At 70.7% G+C, this 15,429-nt stretch carries 19 protein-coding genes; 11 read left to right on the forward strand and 8 right to left on the reverse strand.

Annotated features, from left to right (window positions below; genetic code table 11):
- Nucleotides 1-6: 6 nt before the first annotated feature.
- Nucleotides 7-492 (reverse strand): MarR family winged helix-turn-helix transcriptional regulator, encoded by a 486-nt coding sequence (locus KSO97_RS07140; protein ID WP_232677432.1) that lies wholly within the window; start codon nt 490-492, stop codon nt 7-9.
- Nucleotides 493-559: 67 nt separating this feature from the next.
- Between KSO97_RS07140 and KSO97_RS07145 the strand changes: the two genes are divergently transcribed.
- Nucleotides 560-955: a VOC family protein gene (locus KSO97_RS07145; protein WP_232677434.1), complete on the forward strand. Its 396-nt coding sequence runs from the start codon at nt 560-562 to the stop codon at nt 953-955.
- A gap of 9 nt (nt 956-964) precedes the next feature.
- Complete coding sequence (locus KSO97_RS07150) at nt 965-1,459, forward strand: hotdog fold domain-containing protein (RefSeq protein ID WP_232677435.1); 495 nt, start codon at nt 965-967, stop codon at nt 1,457-1,459.
- Nucleotides 1,460-1,492: 33 nt separating this feature from the next.
- On the opposite strand, the gene KSO97_RS07155 is transcribed toward KSO97_RS07150, so the two are convergent.
- The 4 genes from KSO97_RS07155 to KSO97_RS07170 all read right to left on the reverse strand — a co-directional run bounded on the left by KSO97_RS07155 (nt 1,493) and on the right by KSO97_RS07170 (nt 4,839).
- Nucleotides 1,493-2,344, reverse strand: coding sequence for an amino acid ABC transporter permease (locus tag KSO97_RS07155; RefSeq protein ID WP_232677436.1), 852 nt, complete (start codon nt 2,342-2,344; stop codon nt 1,493-1,495).
- Nucleotides 2,341-3,030, reverse strand: coding sequence for an amino acid ABC transporter permease (locus KSO97_RS07160; protein WP_232677437.1), 690 nt, complete (start codon nt 3,028-3,030; stop codon nt 2,341-2,343). The genes KSO97_RS07155 and KSO97_RS07160 overlap by 4 nt, the downstream gene beginning before the upstream one ends.
- 124 nt (nt 3,031-3,154) lie before the next feature.
- A complete protein-coding gene (locus KSO97_RS07165) occupies nt 3,155-4,048 on the reverse strand; it encodes a glutamate ABC transporter substrate-binding protein (RefSeq protein ID WP_232677438.1) in 894 nt (297 codons plus the stop codon).
- 11 nt (nt 4,049-4,059) lie between these two features.
- Nucleotides 4,060-4,839: an amino acid ABC transporter ATP-binding protein gene (locus KSO97_RS07170; protein WP_374198473.1), complete on the reverse strand. Its 780-nt coding sequence runs from the start codon at nt 4,837-4,839 to the stop codon at nt 4,060-4,062.
- A 142-nt stretch (nt 4,840-4,981) separates the two neighbouring features.
- Between KSO97_RS07170 and miaB the strand changes: the two genes are divergently transcribed.
- Together miaB and KSO97_RS07180 are read left to right on the forward strand one after the other, a co-directional pair.
- The gene (gene miaB, locus KSO97_RS07175) at nt 4,982-6,478 is read left to right on the forward strand and encodes a tRNA (N6-isopentenyl adenosine(37)-C2)-methylthiotransferase MiaB (protein ID WP_232677439.1); all 1,497 of its coding nucleotides are present in this window, start codon (nt 4,982-4,984) and stop codon (nt 6,476-6,478) included.
- Nucleotides 6,479-6,500: 22 nt separating this feature from the next.
- Nucleotides 6,501-7,727, forward strand: coding sequence for a DUF480 domain-containing protein (locus tag KSO97_RS07180; protein WP_232677440.1), 1,227 nt, complete (start codon nt 6,501-6,503; stop codon nt 7,725-7,727).
- Between the two features lies 1 nt (nt 7,728).
- Here the strand turns inward: KSO97_RS07180 and KSO97_RS07185 are convergent, their stop codons facing one another.
- The 3 genes from KSO97_RS07185 to KSO97_RS07195 form a co-directional block, all read right to left on the reverse strand.
- Complete coding sequence (locus KSO97_RS07185) at nt 7,729-8,007, reverse strand: hypothetical protein (RefSeq protein WP_232677441.1); 279 nt, start codon at nt 8,005-8,007, stop codon at nt 7,729-7,731.
- Nucleotides 8,008-8,084: 77 nt separating this feature from the next.
- The gene (locus KSO97_RS07190; protein WP_232677442.1) at nt 8,085-8,561 is read right to left on the reverse strand and encodes an NUDIX domain-containing protein; all 477 of its coding nucleotides are present in this window, start codon (nt 8,559-8,561) and stop codon (nt 8,085-8,087) included.
- Nucleotides 8,562-8,658: 97 nt separating this feature from the next.
- Complete coding sequence (locus tag KSO97_RS07195; protein WP_232677444.1) at nt 8,659-8,913, reverse strand: antitoxin; 255 nt, start codon at nt 8,911-8,913, stop codon at nt 8,659-8,661.
- Nucleotides 8,914-8,991: 78 nt separating this feature from the next.
- Between KSO97_RS07195 and miaA the strand changes: the two genes are divergently transcribed.
- The 7 genes from miaA (at nt 8,992) to KSO97_RS07230 (ending at nt 15,385) form a co-directional block, all read left to right on the forward strand.
- The gene (miaA, locus tag KSO97_RS07200) at nt 8,992-9,924 is read left to right on the forward strand and encodes a tRNA (adenosine(37)-N6)-dimethylallyltransferase MiaA (RefSeq protein ID WP_232677445.1); all 933 of its coding nucleotides are present in this window, start codon (nt 8,992-8,994) and stop codon (nt 9,922-9,924) included.
- 87 nt (nt 9,925-10,011) lie between these two features.
- A complete protein-coding gene (locus KSO97_RS07205; protein ID WP_232677446.1) occupies nt 10,012-10,593 on the forward strand; it encodes a dihydrofolate reductase family protein in 582 nt (193 codons plus the stop codon).
- 88 nt (nt 10,594-10,681) lie between these two features.
- Nucleotides 10,682-12,187 carry an MDR family MFS transporter gene (locus KSO97_RS07210; RefSeq protein ID WP_232677447.1) on the forward strand — a complete coding sequence of 502 codons (1,506 nt, stop codon included), beginning with the start codon at nt 10,682-10,684 and terminating at the stop codon, nt 12,185-12,187.
- Between the two features lie 61 nt (nt 12,188-12,248).
- Complete coding sequence (locus KSO97_RS07215; RefSeq protein WP_232677449.1) at nt 12,249-13,064, forward strand: SDR family oxidoreductase; 816 nt, start codon at nt 12,249-12,251, stop codon at nt 13,062-13,064.
- Between the two features lie 26 nt (nt 13,065-13,090).
- Nucleotides 13,091-13,720: an MSMEG_1061 family FMN-dependent PPOX-type flavoprotein gene (locus KSO97_RS07220; RefSeq protein ID WP_308188267.1), complete on the forward strand. Its 630-nt coding sequence runs from the start codon at nt 13,091-13,093 to the stop codon at nt 13,718-13,720.
- Entirely contained in the window at nt 13,713-14,546 is an 834-nt protein-coding gene (gene dapF / locus KSO97_RS07225; RefSeq protein ID WP_232677450.1) for a diaminopimelate epimerase, read from the forward strand. The genes KSO97_RS07220 and dapF overlap by 8 nt, the downstream gene beginning before the upstream one ends.
- Before the next feature lie 62 nt (nt 14,547-14,608).
- On the forward strand, nt 14,609-15,385 hold the full coding sequence (locus KSO97_RS07230; RefSeq protein WP_232677451.1) for an SDR family NAD(P)-dependent oxidoreductase: 777 nt from the start codon (nt 14,609-14,611) through the stop codon (nt 15,383-15,385).
- The last annotated feature ends 44 nt before the right edge of the window (nt 15,386-15,429 follow it).

Raw genomic sequence — 15,429 nt, forward strand, 5'->3', positions numbered from 1 at the left:
GGCAGATCAGGCGAACGGCGCCAGCAGCTGCCGCAGCAACCCGGCGAGACGCTCCTGGTCGCGTCCGCCCAGCCCGCTGAGCAGTGCACGCTCGGCGTCGAGCAGGGCCTCGAACGCGCCGTCCACGGCGGTCTTGCCCTCGGGGGTGAGGCGCACGATCACCCCGCGCCGGTCCTCGGGATCGGGGTACCGCTCGACGAAGCCGCGCGCGACGAGGCGGTCGACGCGGTTGGTCATGGTGCCGCTGGTCACCAGGGTCTCGCGCAGGAGGCGGCCGGGGGAGAGCTCGTAGGGCTCGCCGGTGCGGCGCAACGCTGCCAGGACGTCGAACTCCCACGACTCGATGTCGTGGGCGCTGAAGGCGTCGCGGCGGGCGAGGTCGAGGTGGCGCCCCAAGCGGCTGATCCGGGAGAACACGGCGACCGGATCGAGGTCGAGGTCGGCGCGTTCACGCGCCCACGCCTCGATCAGCTCGTCGACCTCGTCCCGCATGAGCGCGAGCATAGCGGGTGGATCGAGAATCTTGACATCAAGATAGATCGGGACACACGATGGCGTCATGCGCCTTCACCATGTCCAGGTCTCATGTCCGCCCGGCGGGGAGGAAGCCGCGCGTGCGTTCTACGGAACCGGCCTCGGTCTCGACGAGGTGGCGAAGCCGGCGGCGCTGGCGGTGCGCGGCGGCGTCTGGTTTCGGTCGTTCGACGGTGAGTGCGTCACAGCCGAGCTCCACGTCGGTGTGGAGGAGGGCTTCGCGCCTGCTCGTCGGGCCCACCCGGCCTTCGCGTACGAGACGGTCCCCGAACTCGACGGCATCATCGCCCGCCTGCGCACCGCGGGCTTCGCCGTCGACGAGCGCGAGCGCCACACCTTCCCCGGCTTCGAGCGTGCGCACGCCGTCGACCCGCACGGCAATCGGGTGGAACTCCTCGCGCCGGAAGTTACTGTCCAGTAGGGTCGGCTCATGAGCCAGGTTCAGAAGCTGTGGGACACCGCGACCGCCGTCCCCGTCGTCGGATCGTCGGTGGGCAAGCGGGTGTTCTCGTTCGCGTTCAGCCAGAAGGCTCCGTACTTCTGGACGATCCGCGCCCGCTTCGTCGACGTGCGGGCCAACCGCGCCGAGCTGGTGATCCCGAAGCGTCGCGGCGTCCAGAACCACATCGGCACCGTGCATGCGATCGCGCTGTGCAACGGGCTCGAGGCGGCGATGGGCGCGCTCGCCGAGGTGACGATCCCGGGTGACCGTCGGTGGATCCCCAAGGGCATGGACATCGCCTACACGGCCAAGGCGACCAGCGACATCACCTGCGTCGCCGAGACCGACCCTGAGCAGTGGACCGCCGACCTCGCCTCCGGTGGCTACGACCTGCCCGTCCGGGTCAAGGGTGTGCGTGACGACGGCACGGTCGTGATCGAGGGCCACATCAAGCTCTGGATCAGCCCCAAGACCCGGTCGTGACGGTGACCCGTCCGCCGGAGCGGACGGGTCATGTCAGACGGTGGTGCCGGCAGGCGCCGCGACCGCGGAGACCTCGAGCTGCTTGCGCTCGCCGACGTAGCGGCGCTGCAGCCAGGTCGCGAGCGCCGTCAGCAGCAGGTTGACGGCGATGTAGAGGCCGGCGATCACGATCATCGTCGGGATGCGGTTGTCGAACTCCAGGTAGATCTGCTTGCTGACCGCCGTCAGGCCGGGTGCCAGCACGTACTGGCCCAGAGCCGTGTCCTTCAACGCCACGATGCACTGGCTGATCAGGGCCGGCAGCATGATCTTCACGGCCTGGGGGAGGAGCACCAGGTTCATCACGGCCGTCTTGCGCAGGCCGATGGCGTAGGCCGCCTCGGCCTGCCCCCGAGGCACGGCGAGGACGCCGGCGCGCAGGATCTCGGCGATGACGGCTCCGTTGTAGACCATCAGCGCGATGACGACGGCGCGGAAGGACGAGTCGTTGTTCTGGATGCCGAGCGCGAACCAGGTGAAGATCATCATCAGCAGCACCGGGACGGCGCGGAAGAACTCCACGACGAGCCAGCAGGGCCACCGGATCCAGGCGTGCTCGGAGAGCTTGCCGATGCCGAAGACGACGCCGAAGACGACGGCGCCCACGATGGCGGCTGCCGCCATCTTCACGGTGTTCAGCAGGCCGTCGACGAGCAGCACCTCGAGGTAACGGGGAGTCGAGAAGACCTCCCACTTCTCCCCGGCGAACTGGCCGGCGTCCGCCAGCTTCCAGACCGCGTAGGCGATGACGCCGACCGTGGCGATCGTGGCCAGCACGCTGTAGAGCCGATGCCGACGCGCTGTGCGGGGGCCCGGTGCGTCGAAGAGGACGTTGCTGCCGCTCATCGTGCGACCGCCCACCGTCGCTCCAGGCGGAGCGAGAGCAACGAGACGAGCTCGACGAGGACGACGTACCCCAGAGCGAACATGGCGAAGATCCCGATCCGCTCGGTGGCACCGAAGTCGCGCAGCAGGTCGCGCATCGACTGCGTGGCCTCGGCGACGCCGAACACGGCGGCGACCGAGGTGTTCTTGATGAGTGCGATCTGCACGCTCGCCAACGGCGGCAGGGCGGCACGGAACGCCTGAGGCAGGACGACCTCGCGCATCACCCCGCCGAACGGGAGTCCGATCGCGCGGGCAGCCTCGGCCTGGCCGAGGGGGACGGCGTTGACGCCCGAGCGCATCGCCTCGCACACGAAGGCGGAGGTGTAGAGGGAGAGCGAGACGACCGCGGCGCCGTAGAAGGAGGTGAAGTTCAGGTCGCCGACCTGGACGTCGAGCCACTTGAAGTGGATGCCGAGGACGGGCGCCAGGAAGGCGAAGAACGCGAACACGATCACCAGCGGTGTGTTGCGGACGCAGGTGACGTAGACGCTGGAGGCCAGGCGCAGCACCGCGATGGGGCCGACGCGCATCGCGGCGAGCAGCGTGCCGAGCAGGAGTGAGAGCAGGCCGGAGATCACGAACAGCGCGACGGTGTAGCCGAAGCCGCGGAAGAACAGGTCGAGGTTCTCGACGATGGCGTTCATCGGCCTCCTCTCAGGCGTGGTCGGCGGGAACGGGGGTCAGGAGCGGTCCGGTCCGTGCTGCCCCGGGGTGTGAGTGCCCGGGGCAGCACGGCGTCCGGTGGTTCCTGGCGTCCAGGCGATCGGATCAGGACGGGCAGGCGTCCAGCGTCGGCGGGTCGGGAACCTCGACGCCCGAGGGCCCGAGCGTCAGCTCGAACGCCTCGGCCCACGAGCCGTCCTCGAAGGCCTCCTCGAGCACGCCGTTGATCCACGCGCACATCTCCGGGTGGTCCAGCGAGTAGCCGATACCGATGCGCTCCTCGGAGAACTCGTCGCCCACGACCTTCAGCTCGCCCTCGTTCTGAGCGGCGTAACCGGCCAGGATCGTGCCGTCGGTCGACATCGCCGAGACCGAGCCGTCGAGGACCTTCTGCACGCACTCGGAGTAGGAGTCGAACCCGACGCCCTTGGCACCGGCCTCGTTGATCCGGTCGATGGAGGTCGAACCGGTCACCGAGCAGATCTCCTTGCCCTGGAGCTGGTCGATGCTCTCGATGTCGCTGTCCTCGGGCACGAGCAGTTGCTGGCCGGTGAGGAAGTAGGGCCCGGTCTGGCCGACGACCTTGCGGCGGTCGTCGGTGATCGAGTAGGAGGCAAGCACCAGATCGACCTTGCCGGACTCCAGGAAGGGCTCGCGGTTGTCGGAGATCGTCTCGACGTAGTTGACCTTGCTGGTGTCGTTGGGGTCGATGCCGAGGTCGGCGACGAGCAGCTTCGCGATCTCGATGTCGAAGCCCGACGGCAGTTCGTCGGCCGCGCCCTTGAATCCCAGTCCGGGCTGGTCGTACTTCACGCCCACCTGGATCGTGCCCGCGTCGGCGATCTCGGCCATCCGTGAGCCGTCCTCGAACTTGCCGTCCTCGACCTCCTCCGCCTCGACGTCGCGTCCGTCGCTGTCGCTTCCGGCGTCACCGCAAGCGGCCAGGCCGCCGACGAGGAGCACGGCCGCCGCGGCGGCCCGGAACCTGAGGGTTCTCATGCGTGTTCCTTTCAGTGTTTGAGGATCTTGCCGAGGAAGTCCTTGGCGCGATCGCTCTGGGGGTTGGTGAAGAAGGTCTCGGGGGCAGCCTCTTCGACGATGGCTCCGTCGGCCATGAAGATCACGCGGTCGGCGGCGGTGCGCGCGAACCCCATCTCGTGGGTGACGACGATCATCGTCATGCCGCCCTGGGCGAGGTCGACCATGACGTCGAGGACCTCTTTGATCATCTCCGGGTCCAGGGCCGAGGTCGGCTCGTCGAAGAGCATCACCTTCGGCTCCATCGCGAGTGCGCGGGCGATCGCCACGCGCTGCTGCTGACCACCGGAGAGCTGGGCGGGGTACTTCTCGGCCTGATGTCCGACGCCGACCCGGTCGAGCAGCTCGCGGCCGCGCTTCTCGGCGTCCACCTTGGACTTCCTGCGCACCTTGATCGGACCGAGGGTGACGTTCTCGAGGATCGTCTTGTGGGCGAAGAGGTTGAAGCTCTGGAACACCATGCCGACCTCGGCCCGCAGGTTGGCGAGCTCCTTGCCCTCCTGGGGCAGCGGGCGGCCGTCGAGCGAGATCGCGCCCTTGTCGATGGTCTCCAGCCGGTTGATCGTGCGGCACAGCGTCGACTTGCCCGAGCCCGACGGGCCGATGACGACGACCACCTCGCCGCGGTGCACGGTCAGGTCGATGTCCTGCAACACGTGCAACTGGCCGAACCACTTGTTCACGCCGTCCAGCACGACCAGGGGCGTGCCCGGCGTCCCGGCCTGGCGGCCAGCCTCCTCGGTCAGGGTCATGCGTCGTGACCATAGCGACAGATAGTCACATCGGGCTACGCGGTCTAGTCACGAACCGATGACGATCCGTCGCAGCGAGGCCGCTCCGCCGGCATCCTCGGAGTTCTCGGATGGAGCTTCACGCTCTTACTCTTGGTCGGTCATGAGCAGCGCAGCGACCACGCCCCGGACCTACGAGGTCAAGACGTACGGGTGCCAGATGAACGTCCACGACTCCGAGAGGCTCTCGGGGCTCCTGGAGGACGCCGGCTACGTCGCGGCCGTCGACGGCGCGCAGGCCGACGTCGTCGTGTTCAACACCTGCGCGGTACGGGAGAACGCCGACAACAAGCTGTACGGCAACCTGTCGCACCTGGCGCCGATCAAGGCGGCGCGCCCCGACCTGCAGATCGCGGTGGGCGGGTGCCTGGCGCAGAAGGATCGCGCGACGATCACCGACCGCGCGCCCTACGTGGACGTCGTCTTCGGCACGCACAACATCGGATCCCTGCCGGCGCTGCTCGATCGTGCGCGCTCCCAGCAGGAGGCGCAGGTCGAGATCCTGGAGTCGCTCGACGTCTTCCCGAGCACGCTTCCCACCAAGCGCGACTCGGCCTACGCGGCCTGGGTCTCGATCTCGGTCGGGTGCAACAACACCTGCACGTTCTGCATCGTGCCCGCACTCCGCGGCAAGGAGAAGGACCGGCGCCCCGGCGACATCCTGGCCGAGGTGCGTGCCCTCGTCGCGGACGGCGTCAGCGAGGTGACGCTGCTCGGCCAGAACGTCAACGCCTATGGCGTCGAGTTCGGCGACCGGCAGGCGTTCTCCAAGCTGCTGCGGGCCTGCGGGGAGGTCGACGGCCTCGAGCGCGTGCGGTTCACCAGCCCCCACCCGGCCGAGTTCACCGACGACGTGATCGAGGCGATGGCGGCCACGCCGAACGTGATGCCGCAGCTGCACATGCCGCTCCAGTCGGGCTCTGACCGACTGCTCCGGGCGATGCGCCGCTCCTACCGTCAGGACAAGTACCTCGGGATCATCGAGCGGGTGCGCGCGGCCATGCCCGACGCCGCGATCACCACCGACATCATCGTCGGCTTCCCCGGCGAGACCGAGGAGGACCACCAGGCCACGATGGACGTCGTGCGCCAGGCCCGCTTCGCCGGCGCGTTCACCTTCCAGTACTCCAAGCGCCCCGGCACCCCCGCGGCGACGATGGAGGACCAGGTGCCCGCCGACGTCCTGCGCGACCGATACGACCGCCTCGTCACGCTCGTCAACGACGTGGCGTGGGAGGAGAACAAGCGTCTGGTCGGCCGCACCGTCGAGCTGATGGTCGCCGAGGGCGAGGGGCGCAAGGACGCCGCGACCCGCCGGCTCTCCGGGCGCGGCCCCGACAACCGGCTCGTGCACTTCACCGACCCCGCCGAGACCGGTCTCGGCGGGGTGCGCCCCGGCGACATGGCCACGGTCGAGGTCACCTACGCCGCGCCGCACCACCTCGTGGCCGAGCGTGTGCTCGCCGTGCGCCCGACCCGCTCGGGCGACGCCTGGGAGGCGCGGACGGCGACCCCCTCGGCCACCGGCGTCGCGCTCGGCATGCCCTCGCTCGGCATCCCTGCCGCCCTGCCGGACGCACCCGCGTGCGGCGTCTCCTGAGGATTCCGGCGAGGAGATCGTCATGACGCTGCCCGCGCTGGACGCCGTCGAGCAACGCCTGCTGGGAGCGCTTCTCGAGAAGCAGGTCACCGTGCCGGCGTCCTACCCGATGACCGCGAACGGCCTGCGCACCGCGTGCAACCAGAGCTCGAGCCGCCAGCCGGTCACCGACTACGACGAGCGCACCGTCACCGAGGGCGCCAAAGCGCTGAAGGACCGCGACCTGGTGCGGATCGTGTGGAGCGACAGCGGCCGACGGACCCTCAAGTACCACCAGCTCCTCAGCGACGTCCTCGATCTCGACGCCGCCGAGCGCGCCGTCGTCACCGTCCTGCTGCTGCGCGGGCCGCTCTCGCCCGGTGAGGTCCGCACCAGCGCCGACCGGCTGCACGCGTTCGCCGACAAGGCGGCCGCGGAGGCCACGCTGAACGCCCTGGCCGCCCGCGACGAACCCCTCGTGCGCGCGCTGCCGCGACGTGCCGGCGCACGGGAGGTGCGATGGGTCCACCTGCTGGGCGATCGCCCCGTCGACGTCGAGAGCCCGGGGGGCGCTGGAGATCCGGGGTCCGCGTCGTCCGAGCCGGACGTCGATCCGGAGGCTCGCGACGCCCGGGTGGAGGCCGCCTACGATGCGATCGCGCCGGCCTACGCGGACGCACTCGTCGACGAGCTCGACCACCTGCCGTTCGAGCGCTGGCTGCTCGACCGCGTCGTCCGCCTCGCAGGCGCGGCGCCCGTGGTCGAGGCGGGCTGCGGCCCGGGGCACCCCACGGCGCGCCTCGCCGACCTCGGCGCCGCCGCCACCGGGCTCGACGTGACGGCGGCGATGATCGAGCAGGCGCGGGCGCGTTTCGGTCAAGCCACCTACGAGGTCGGCGACCTGCGTCGCCTGATGCGTCCGACCACCGCCGGCGGCTGGGGCGCGGTGCTCGCCTGGTACTCCCTGATCCATTTCGGCGCGAGCGAACTGCCGACCGTGATCGAGGGTCTGGTGCGGCCGCTGCAGCCGGGTGGATGGCTGGTCTACGCCGGACATGCCGGCACGGGGGTCCGGCAGGTGGAGGAGTGGTTCGGCCACGACGTCGGGCTGAGCGTCGTCGAGCGCGAGCCGGCCGACGTGGCGGCGCTCTTCGAGACGGCCGGGCTGGTCGACGTCGAGTGGTACCGGCGCGCTCCGATCTCGGCGCGGGGGGAGACCACCGAGCGCGCCTACGTGCTGGGACGACGCCCCGGGGGCGGCGCCCACTAGCTCAGGCGGGTGACTCCTCCTCCTGGTCGACGTCGCTCTCGCCGTCCTCGTCGCGCGTGGCCTGCGTCGAGGTGTCCTCGGGCTGGCGCATCTCGTCGGGCAGCGCGTCCTCCACGGCCGGGTTGTCGGCGGGGTCGAGATCGGCCACCAGCGGAGCTCCGTCGTCCTCGCCGTCTCCGGTGAAGCCGTCGCTGAAGGGCACCGCGTCGGGGCCGCCCGGATCGGGCTCGCCCGGCTCGATCTGGGGCTCGGGTCGGGGGCCGAGGTCGTCGTCGCTCATCTGGCCAGCGTGCCCCGCGGGAGGGCGGCGCGGTTCACCCGACGCGGCGAGGAGACGTGGGTGGCCGCCGCGCCGGCTCAGAAGCCGAACGTCGTGTACGGCGGGATGTGCCCGGCGGCGATCCCGTCGAGGACGGCGCGCTCGTGCGGCACCACCGGCCCGGGCAGGTCGTCGAGCGACGCGAGCGGACACCAGCGCAGCTCGGCGCACTTGGTGGGCTCCACGATGCGCGGGGTGCCGGTCCACGAGCGTGCAGTGAAGAAGAAGTCGATCCGCTCGTCGATCGGCAGGTCGTGCCGGGTGCGGTGCATGCCGGTGACGAACTCCAGGTCGAGGTCGGCGACGGCGATCTCCTCGGCCGCCTCGCGGCGCGCGGCGTCGAACGCCGTCTCGCCGCGCTCGACGTGCCCCGCCGCTGCCGCGGCCCAGTGCTCGTCCATGTAGCCCGTGCCGCGACGAAGCTGCAGCAGCACCTCCGTGACGCCGTCCTGCTCGCGGAGGAGGAAGACGTAGGCGGCCGGGACGACGACGAAGCGGCCGTGCTCGGTGCTCACTGGGAGGGCTGGTCCTGCGACGACCCGGCGTTCTCCTCCTGCTGCTCGGCGGCCGCGTTCTCGCCGTCGTTCTCGTCGGGCAGGTCGTCGCCGCCCATCATCGGGGGCCTCCGGGCGCGTCGTCGCCCGGGCGCCCGTCGAGCTTCTCCAAGCCCTCCTTGGCCTTGCTCTGCGCCTTGGCGATCTTGTCGCTGTGCTTGCCGCCGGTCCTCTGATCCACGGCCGCGGCCGCCTTGTCGATGCCGCCGGTGATCTTCTCGCCGTGCTTGTCCACGGCCTTGCCCACTTGGGCACGCACCTTGTCGGCGTCCACCTTCTTCGCCGCCCGCAGCGCCTTGTCGAGGAATCCCACGTCGCTCTCCTTCTGGTCGCAGATCACGCGCCACCGTGCAGATGACGGTGTGACGTCGATGCTTGCGAGACTACCCAGGTGAGCGCGCCTGTGATCCCACCCGTCGTGGCGATCGTGGGCCCGACGGCGTCGGGGAAGACCGGGCTCTCGCTCGCCCTCGCCGAACGCCTCGACGGCGAGATCGTCAACACCGACGCGATGGCGGTCTACCGCGGCATGGACATCGGCATCGCCAAGCCGGTCCCCGCCGAGCGACGCGGGATCCCGCACCATCTGCTCGACACCCTGAGCGTGCGCGACCCCGCCACGGTCGCGGAGTTCCAGATCTGGGCCCGAGCGGCGATCGCGGAGATCCGCTCCCGCGGCCGGAGCCCGGTGCTGGTCGGTGGCAGCGCGCTCTACACGCGCGCGATCGTCGACCGGTTCGAGTTCCCCGGCACCGACCCCGCCGTCCGCGAGCGGTGGGAGGCGGAGGCCGAACGGCTCGGCTCGGCGGCCCTGCACGCCCGGCTGGCGGAGGTCGATCCGAGCGCCGCGGCGAGCATCCTCCCCGACAACACCCGGCGGATCGTGCGGGCTCTGGAGGTCGTGGAGATCACCGGGCGTCCGTTCTCGGCGTCCCTGCCGGAGCTGACCTACGACGACCCGCGCACCGTCCAGATCGGCGTCGAGATCGACCGACCGACACTGGATGCGCGGATCGAACGTCGCGTCGCGGCGATGTTCGACGACGGGTTGGTCGCGGAGGTCGAGCACCTGCTCGCCCAGGGGCTCCGCGAGGGCAGGACGGCATCGCGGGCTATCGGCTACCAGCAGGTGATCGCCCACCTCGACGGCGAGCTCGGCCTCGACGAGGCGCGCGAGCGCACCGTCGTCGCGACCCGGCAGTTCGCTCGTCGTCAGCTCGCGTGGTGGCGCAAGGATCCACGCATCGTCTGGCTGCCCTACGACGCACCCGACCTGGTGGAACGGGCCGTCGCTGCTGTGGGGGCCGTGCGCACCGTGGCGTGAGCGCCCAGCCGCTCGCCGGCCGGGCGTGTCGACAGGCGTCACGGGCGTGCCAGCAGGAATGTCGGTGGCCAGTGGCACGGTCCTCGGGTGACCTCCCGCTATCGCTACTACACCGCTGCCACCCTCGACGGCTTCCTCGCCGACGAGCACCACGACCTCGGCTGGCTCTTCGCCGCCCAGCAGGAGCGGGGCGCGGGGCACGACTACGACGCGTTCATCGCCGGCGTCGGTGCCGTGGTGATGGGTGCGAGCACCTCCACGTGGGTGGTCGACCACCTCGACCATCCCGACATCGGCGGCGCCTGGCCCTACGAGCAACCCGCGTTCGTCTTCACCCACCGCGACCTGCCGCGGGTGGCCGAGCAGATCCGGTTCGTGGAGGGGCCGGTCGCGGGCCATCGTGGGGCGATCGAGGCGGCCGCCGGTTCGCGCGACGTCTGGGTCATGGGCGGTGGCGGTCTGGCCTCCGACTTCGCCGACGCCGGCATGCTCGACGACGTCCTCATCACCGTCGCGCCCGTCGCGCTCGGGTCGGGCCAGCCGCTGTTCTCCCGTCCGGTCGACCTGCAGCTCACCTGGACCGCGCGCGACGGCGACTTCGTCGCCGCGAGCTACGACGTGCTCGGCCCGCGGAAGAACCGGTCGGACGCGGCGGAGGGCGAGGGGTGAAGAACCTGAGATCCGCATCACATCGCCCGGTCGCGGGCGTTTATCCGTTCGCCGATGAGTCCGCGCTCGTGTCAGGGTCGGTCCTGCTATGACGACGACGCCTGAGTCTCTCGAGACGCCCGACGCCCCCGACCGCCAGCCCGCGACGCAGGCGGCGTCCCCACAGGCACCTGCCGGCGAGGCGAGCCCCGACTACGGCGTGCTGCGCTGGCTGGTCGCCGGCACCTTCATCGTGATCCTCAACGAGACGATCATGGTCAACGCGATCCCGCGTCTGATGGTCGAGTTCTCCGTCGACTTCCGCGCCGCGCAGTGGCTCACGAGCGCGTTCATGCTGACGATGGCCGTGGTCATCCCGATCACCGGGTGGTTCCTGCAGCGGGTGACCACGCGCCAGGCCCTCGGTACCGCCATGAGCATCTTCTGTGCGGGCACGCTGCTCGCCGCCCTCGCGCCGACCTTCGAGGTGCTGCTCGCGGGGCGCATCGTGCAGGCGACCGGCACCGCGGTGATGATGCCGCTGCTGATGACCACCTTGATGACCGTCGTCGCCGAGCGCGACCGAGGCCGGATCATGGGCAACGTGACGCTGGCGATGTCGGTGGCGCCGGCCCTGGGCCCCGCGGTCTCCGGCGTGATCCTGGACGTCGCGTCGTGGCGCTGGATGTTCGGCGTCGTGCTCCCGATCGCCGCACTGATCACCGTCGTGGGGCTGCAGCGCCTGCAGAACGTCGGTGAGACGGTCGCAGGCTCCGTCGACTGGTTCAGCGTCGCCCTCTCGGCCGCGGGCTTCGGTCCGCTGGTCTACGGCCTCTCGCAGTTCGGTGGAGACGCGGCGGCCTGGGTGCCGTGGACGTGTGTCGCGGTCGGCCTCGCGTCGATCGCCGTCTTCGTGGGGCGCCAGCTCCAGCTCCAGCGGGGCGGCTCGCCGCTGCTCGACCTCCGCGCGCTCAAGCACCGCTCGTTCACCCTGGCGCTGTTGCTGATGTCGGTGGCCTTCATGGCGATGCTGGGCTCGATGATCCTGCTCCCCACCTACCTGCAGGAGGTGCGCGGGCTCTCCGAGCTCGAGACCGGCCTCCTGGTGATGCCCGGCGGTCTCGCGATGGGTCTGCTCGGTCCGCAGGTCGGCAAGATCTACGACCGCGTCGGCGGCCGACCGCTCGTCATCCCGGGCTCGATGGCCGTCCTCGTCGCGCTGACCCTGCTCACGCGGGTCCAGGTCGACACCTCGATGGCCTACCTGCTGCCGGTGCACATCCTGCTCATGGTCGGCCTCGCCGCCGTCTTCACGCCGGTCTTCACCATCGGTCTCGGCGCCCTGCCGCCGGAGCTCTACTCCCACGGCAGCTCGCTGCTCGGCACGCTGCAGCAAGTCGCCGCGGCGGCCGGTGCGGCGATCATCGCCGCGGTGATCACGGCGCGGGAGACCAGCCTGCTCGGTGATGGAGTCGCGGCGTTGGAGGCCAAGGTCGGTGGCATGGAGTGGGGCTTCGGCGTCGGGGCGATCCTGGCGATCGTGGTGCTTGCCATCGCGATCGTGATGCCCGGCCGGGTGGCTGCCGGTGCGCCGGGCTCGCACAGCGGTCACTGACGCCGATCGTCGCGTCGTCGTCGGCGGTCGGGAGCGCGGGTCGCGGCACTAGGTTGACGCCATGACCTCCCTCCCGACCTCCGGCGCCGCTCTCGTGACGGGCGCCTCCTCCGGCATCGGCCGCGAGATCGCGCGCGAGCTGGCCCGCCGTGGGCACGACGTCGTCCTGGTGGCGCGCTCGGCCGACAAGCTGGCCGAGCTCGCCGCCGAGCTGACCGCGAGCGGCGTCCGCGCCGAGGCGCTCGCCACCGATCTCGCCGATCGCGCGGCTCGGGCGGCCCTGCCTCAGCGCGTGTCCGACCTCGGCCTCGATGTCACCATCCTGGTCAACAACGCGGGGCTCTCGACGCTCGGCCTCATCGCCGAGTCCGACCCCGAGGATGAGATGACGATGGTCGAGGTCGACGTCGTCGCCGTGGTCGATCTCTGCTCGCGCTTCCTGCCGGGCATGGTCGCGCGGCGGAGCGGTGCCGTCCTCAACGTCGCCTCGACGGCCGCGTTCCAGCCGCTGCCGGGCCAGGCGGGCTACGGCGCCGGCAAGGTGTTCGTCCTCTCCTACACCCAGAGCCTCGCGGCCGAGCTCAAGGGCACCGGCGTCACCGCGACGACGCTGTGCCCCGGCCCGGTCGACACCGGCTTCGGGGAGACCGCCGGCTTCAGCAAGGAGGAGGCCGAGGCCGCGCTCCCGTCGGTGATGTGGGTCAGCGCCGCCGACGTCGCGCGGGCCGCCGTCGAGGGGATGGCGAAGGGCCGGCTCGTGGTCATCCCCGGAGCCGTCAACCGAGTCGCCGCCGCGATCTCCCAGGTCACCCCACGCACGCTGTTGCTGCCGATGCTCGCGAAGAGCCACCCGGCGCTGAAACGACGGGCGCGCTGAGGCGACCACCCCGTACCGTGGACGACGTGGAGGAGTGGCAGTTCGTCGATTCCGAGGCCGCACTCGCCGCGGTGCTCGGCACGTCGACTGCGGCTGCGGCCGGCAAGGTGCGCACGTCGTTGGCCGCGGAGGACCGCGCCTGGCTCGCGGCCTCGCCCTTCTGTGTCATGGCCACGGCCGATTCCGACGGGCGATGCGATGCCTCGCCCAAGGGCGATCCGGCCGGTCAGCTGGTGCACGTGATCGACGACGTCACGATCGCGATCGCCGAGCGCCCGGGCAATCGGCGCGCCGACGGGTATCGCAACCTCCTGGCCAACCCCTTCGTCGGGCTGAACTTCCTGATCCCCGGCCGCGGCGACACGCTGCGGGTCAACGGTCGCGCGCGCCTGGTGAGCGAGGCGCCGTTCTTCGACGCCATGACGGTGCGCGGACATCGCCCGGTCCTGGCAGCGATGGTCGAGATCGAGACGGTCTTCTTCCACTGTGCCAAGGCTTTCCTGCGCTCGGGCCTGTGGGATCCCGAGACCTGGGTGCCGCAGCAGGTGCCGCGACGCGCGGTTCTGGCCCATCGCCTCGAGGGCGCCGGCCGCTCGCTGGAGGAGATCGACGCGCACTATGCCCCGGAGAACTACGAGCGAGGTCTCTATGGCTGAGCAGTACCCCTTCCTCAAGGGCCACGGCACCCGCAACGACTTCGTGATCCTCCCCGACCTCGACGGCACCCTGCACGGTCAGCTCGACGACGACCGCGTGCGCGCCCTGTGCGACCGACGCTCGGGCATCGGAGCGGACGGCGTGCTGCGCGTCGTGCGCGGCGGCGTCGTCGCCGGCACCGACCCGGCTGTGCCGTGGTTCATGGACTATCGCAACGCCGACGGGTCGGTCGCGGAGATGTGCGGCAACGGGATCCGCGTGTTCGGTCGCTACCTCGTCGCGGCCGGGCTGGCACGGGCCGACGAGCCGTTGCCGGTGGACACCCGCGACGGCGTCAAGGTGCTGACCTTCACGCCGTCCGGCGAGGTGACCGTCGACATGGGCGAGCCCCGCATCGCCGAGGAGACGACGGTCTCGGTGGGCGAGAGCGTCTGGTCGGCGTTGCACGTGGACATGGGGAACCCGCACGCCGTCGCGTTCGTCGACGACCTGGCCGAGGCCGGAGCGCTGCTGGAGTCGCCGGTCTTCGACCTCGCGGTATACCCGCGGGGGGTGAACGTGGAGTTCGTGGTGCCGCGCGGGGAGCGGCACGTCGCCATGCGGGTGCACGAGCGCGGCTCGGGCGAGACCCAGTCGTGCGGCACCGGAGCCTGCGCGGTGATGGTGGCTGCGGCACTGCGCGAACAGCCCGACGGCGGCGCACGCGACGTCGACTACCGCGTGGATCTCCCCGGCGGCACGCTCACCATCCGGTGGACCGCCGGCAACCGGATCCAGATGACCGGCCCCGCCGAGATCGTGGCCTCCGGCGCGACCGGACTCTGATCGACATCTCACCGTGACACCACCGCTGTCACGGTGAACGCGGCGGCTCTATGCTCCGGTCCATGGATCTGACTGGAACTTCTGCCATCGTCACCGGCGGCGCCTCGGGCATCGGTGCCGCGTGCGTGCGTCAGCTCGCTGCCAAGGGCGCGACCGTCGTCATCGCCGACCTGCAGGCCGACAAGGGTGAGGCCCTCGCCGCCGAGGTCAAGGGTGTCTTCGCTCAGGTCGACGTCACCGACACCGACCAGATCGCAGCCGCCGTCAAGGCCGCGGCCGAGATCGCTCCGCTCAAGGCCGTCGTCAACTCCGCCGGCATCGGCTGGGCGCAGCGCACCATCGGCCGTGACGGACAGCTGGAGTCGGCCCACTCGCTGGAGGCCTTCACCAAGGTCATCGCGATCAACCTGATCGGTACCTTCGACATGGTGCGCCAGGCGGCCACCGTGATGAGCACCAACGACGCCGACGCCGACGGCTGCCGCGGCGCCATCGTCAACCTCGCCAGCGTGGCGGCGTTCGACGGCCAGATCGGACAGGCCTCCTACTCCGCGTCCAAGGGCGGCGTGGTCGGCATGACGCTGCCGGTCGCTCGTGACCTCTCGGCTGCCGGCGTCCGACTCAACACGGTCGCGCCCGGCCTGATCGAGACCCCGATCTACGGCGAGGGCGAGGCCGCCGAGCAGTTCAAGGCCAACCTCGGTCAGAACGTGCTCTTCCCCAAGCGCCTCGGGACGCCCGACGAGCTGGCCTCGATGGTCGTGGAGTGCATCACCAACTCCTACATGAACGGCGAGACGATCCGCGTCGACGGCGGCATCCGGATGCCCCCCAAGTGACCCACGCGCGTTGACCCGTCTTTAGATAAAGACGGGTCAACGCG

It is taken from the genome of Nocardioides sp. R-C-SC26 (assembly GCF_021246465.1).
GTDB lineage: Bacteria > Actinomycetota > Actinomycetes > Propionibacteriales > Nocardioidaceae > Nocardioides.

Excerpts from the sequence above, each read along its gene's own strand:
- KSO97_RS07180 (WP_232677440.1), top strand. The coding sequence starts at position 6,501 with ATGACGCTGCCCGCGCTGGACGCCGTCGAGCAACGCCTGCTGGGAGCG.
- KSO97_RS07230 (WP_232677451.1), top strand. The coding sequence starts at position 14,609 with ATGGATCTGACTGGAACTTCTGCCATCGTCACCGGCGGCGCCTCGGGC.
- KSO97_RS07160 (WP_232677437.1), bottom strand. The coding sequence starts at position 3,030 with ATGAACGCCATCGTCGAGAACCTCGACCTGTTCTTCCGCGGCTTCGGC.
- KSO97_RS07145 (WP_232677434.1), top strand. The coding sequence starts at position 560 with ATGCGCCTTCACCATGTCCAGGTCTCATGTCCGCCCGGCGGGGAGGAA.
- KSO97_RS07165 (WP_232677438.1), bottom strand. The coding sequence starts at position 4,048 with ATGAGAACCCTCAGGTTCCGGGCCGCCGCGGCGGCCGTGCTCCTCGTC.
- dapF (WP_232677450.1), top strand. The coding sequence starts at position 13,713 with ATGGCTGAGCAGTACCCCTTCCTCAAGGGCCACGGCACCCGCAACGAC.
- miaB (WP_232677439.1), top strand. The coding sequence starts at position 4,982 with ATGAGCAGCGCAGCGACCACGCCCCGGACCTACGAGGTCAAGACGTAC.
- KSO97_RS07210 (WP_232677447.1), top strand. The coding sequence starts at position 10,682 with ATGACGACGACGCCTGAGTCTCTCGAGACGCCCGACGCCCCCGACCGC.
- KSO97_RS07215 (WP_232677449.1), top strand. The coding sequence starts at position 12,249 with ATGACCTCCCTCCCGACCTCCGGCGCCGCTCTCGTGACGGGCGCCTCC.
- KSO97_RS07140 (WP_232677432.1), bottom strand. The coding sequence starts at position 492 with ATGCGGGACGAGGTCGACGAGCTGATCGAGGCGTGGGCGCGTGAACGC.
- KSO97_RS07155 (WP_232677436.1), bottom strand. The coding sequence starts at position 2,344 with ATGAGCGGCAGCAACGTCCTCTTCGACGCACCGGGCCCCCGCACAGCG.
- KSO97_RS07150 (WP_232677435.1), top strand. The coding sequence starts at position 965 with ATGAGCCAGGTTCAGAAGCTGTGGGACACCGCGACCGCCGTCCCCGTC.
- KSO97_RS07170 (WP_374198473.1), bottom strand. The coding sequence starts at position 4,839 with ATGACCCTGACCGAGGAGGCTGGCCGCCAGGCCGGGACGCCGGGCACG.
- KSO97_RS07185 (WP_232677441.1), bottom strand. The coding sequence starts at position 8,007 with ATGAGCGACGACGACCTCGGCCCCCGACCCGAGCCCCAGATCGAGCCG.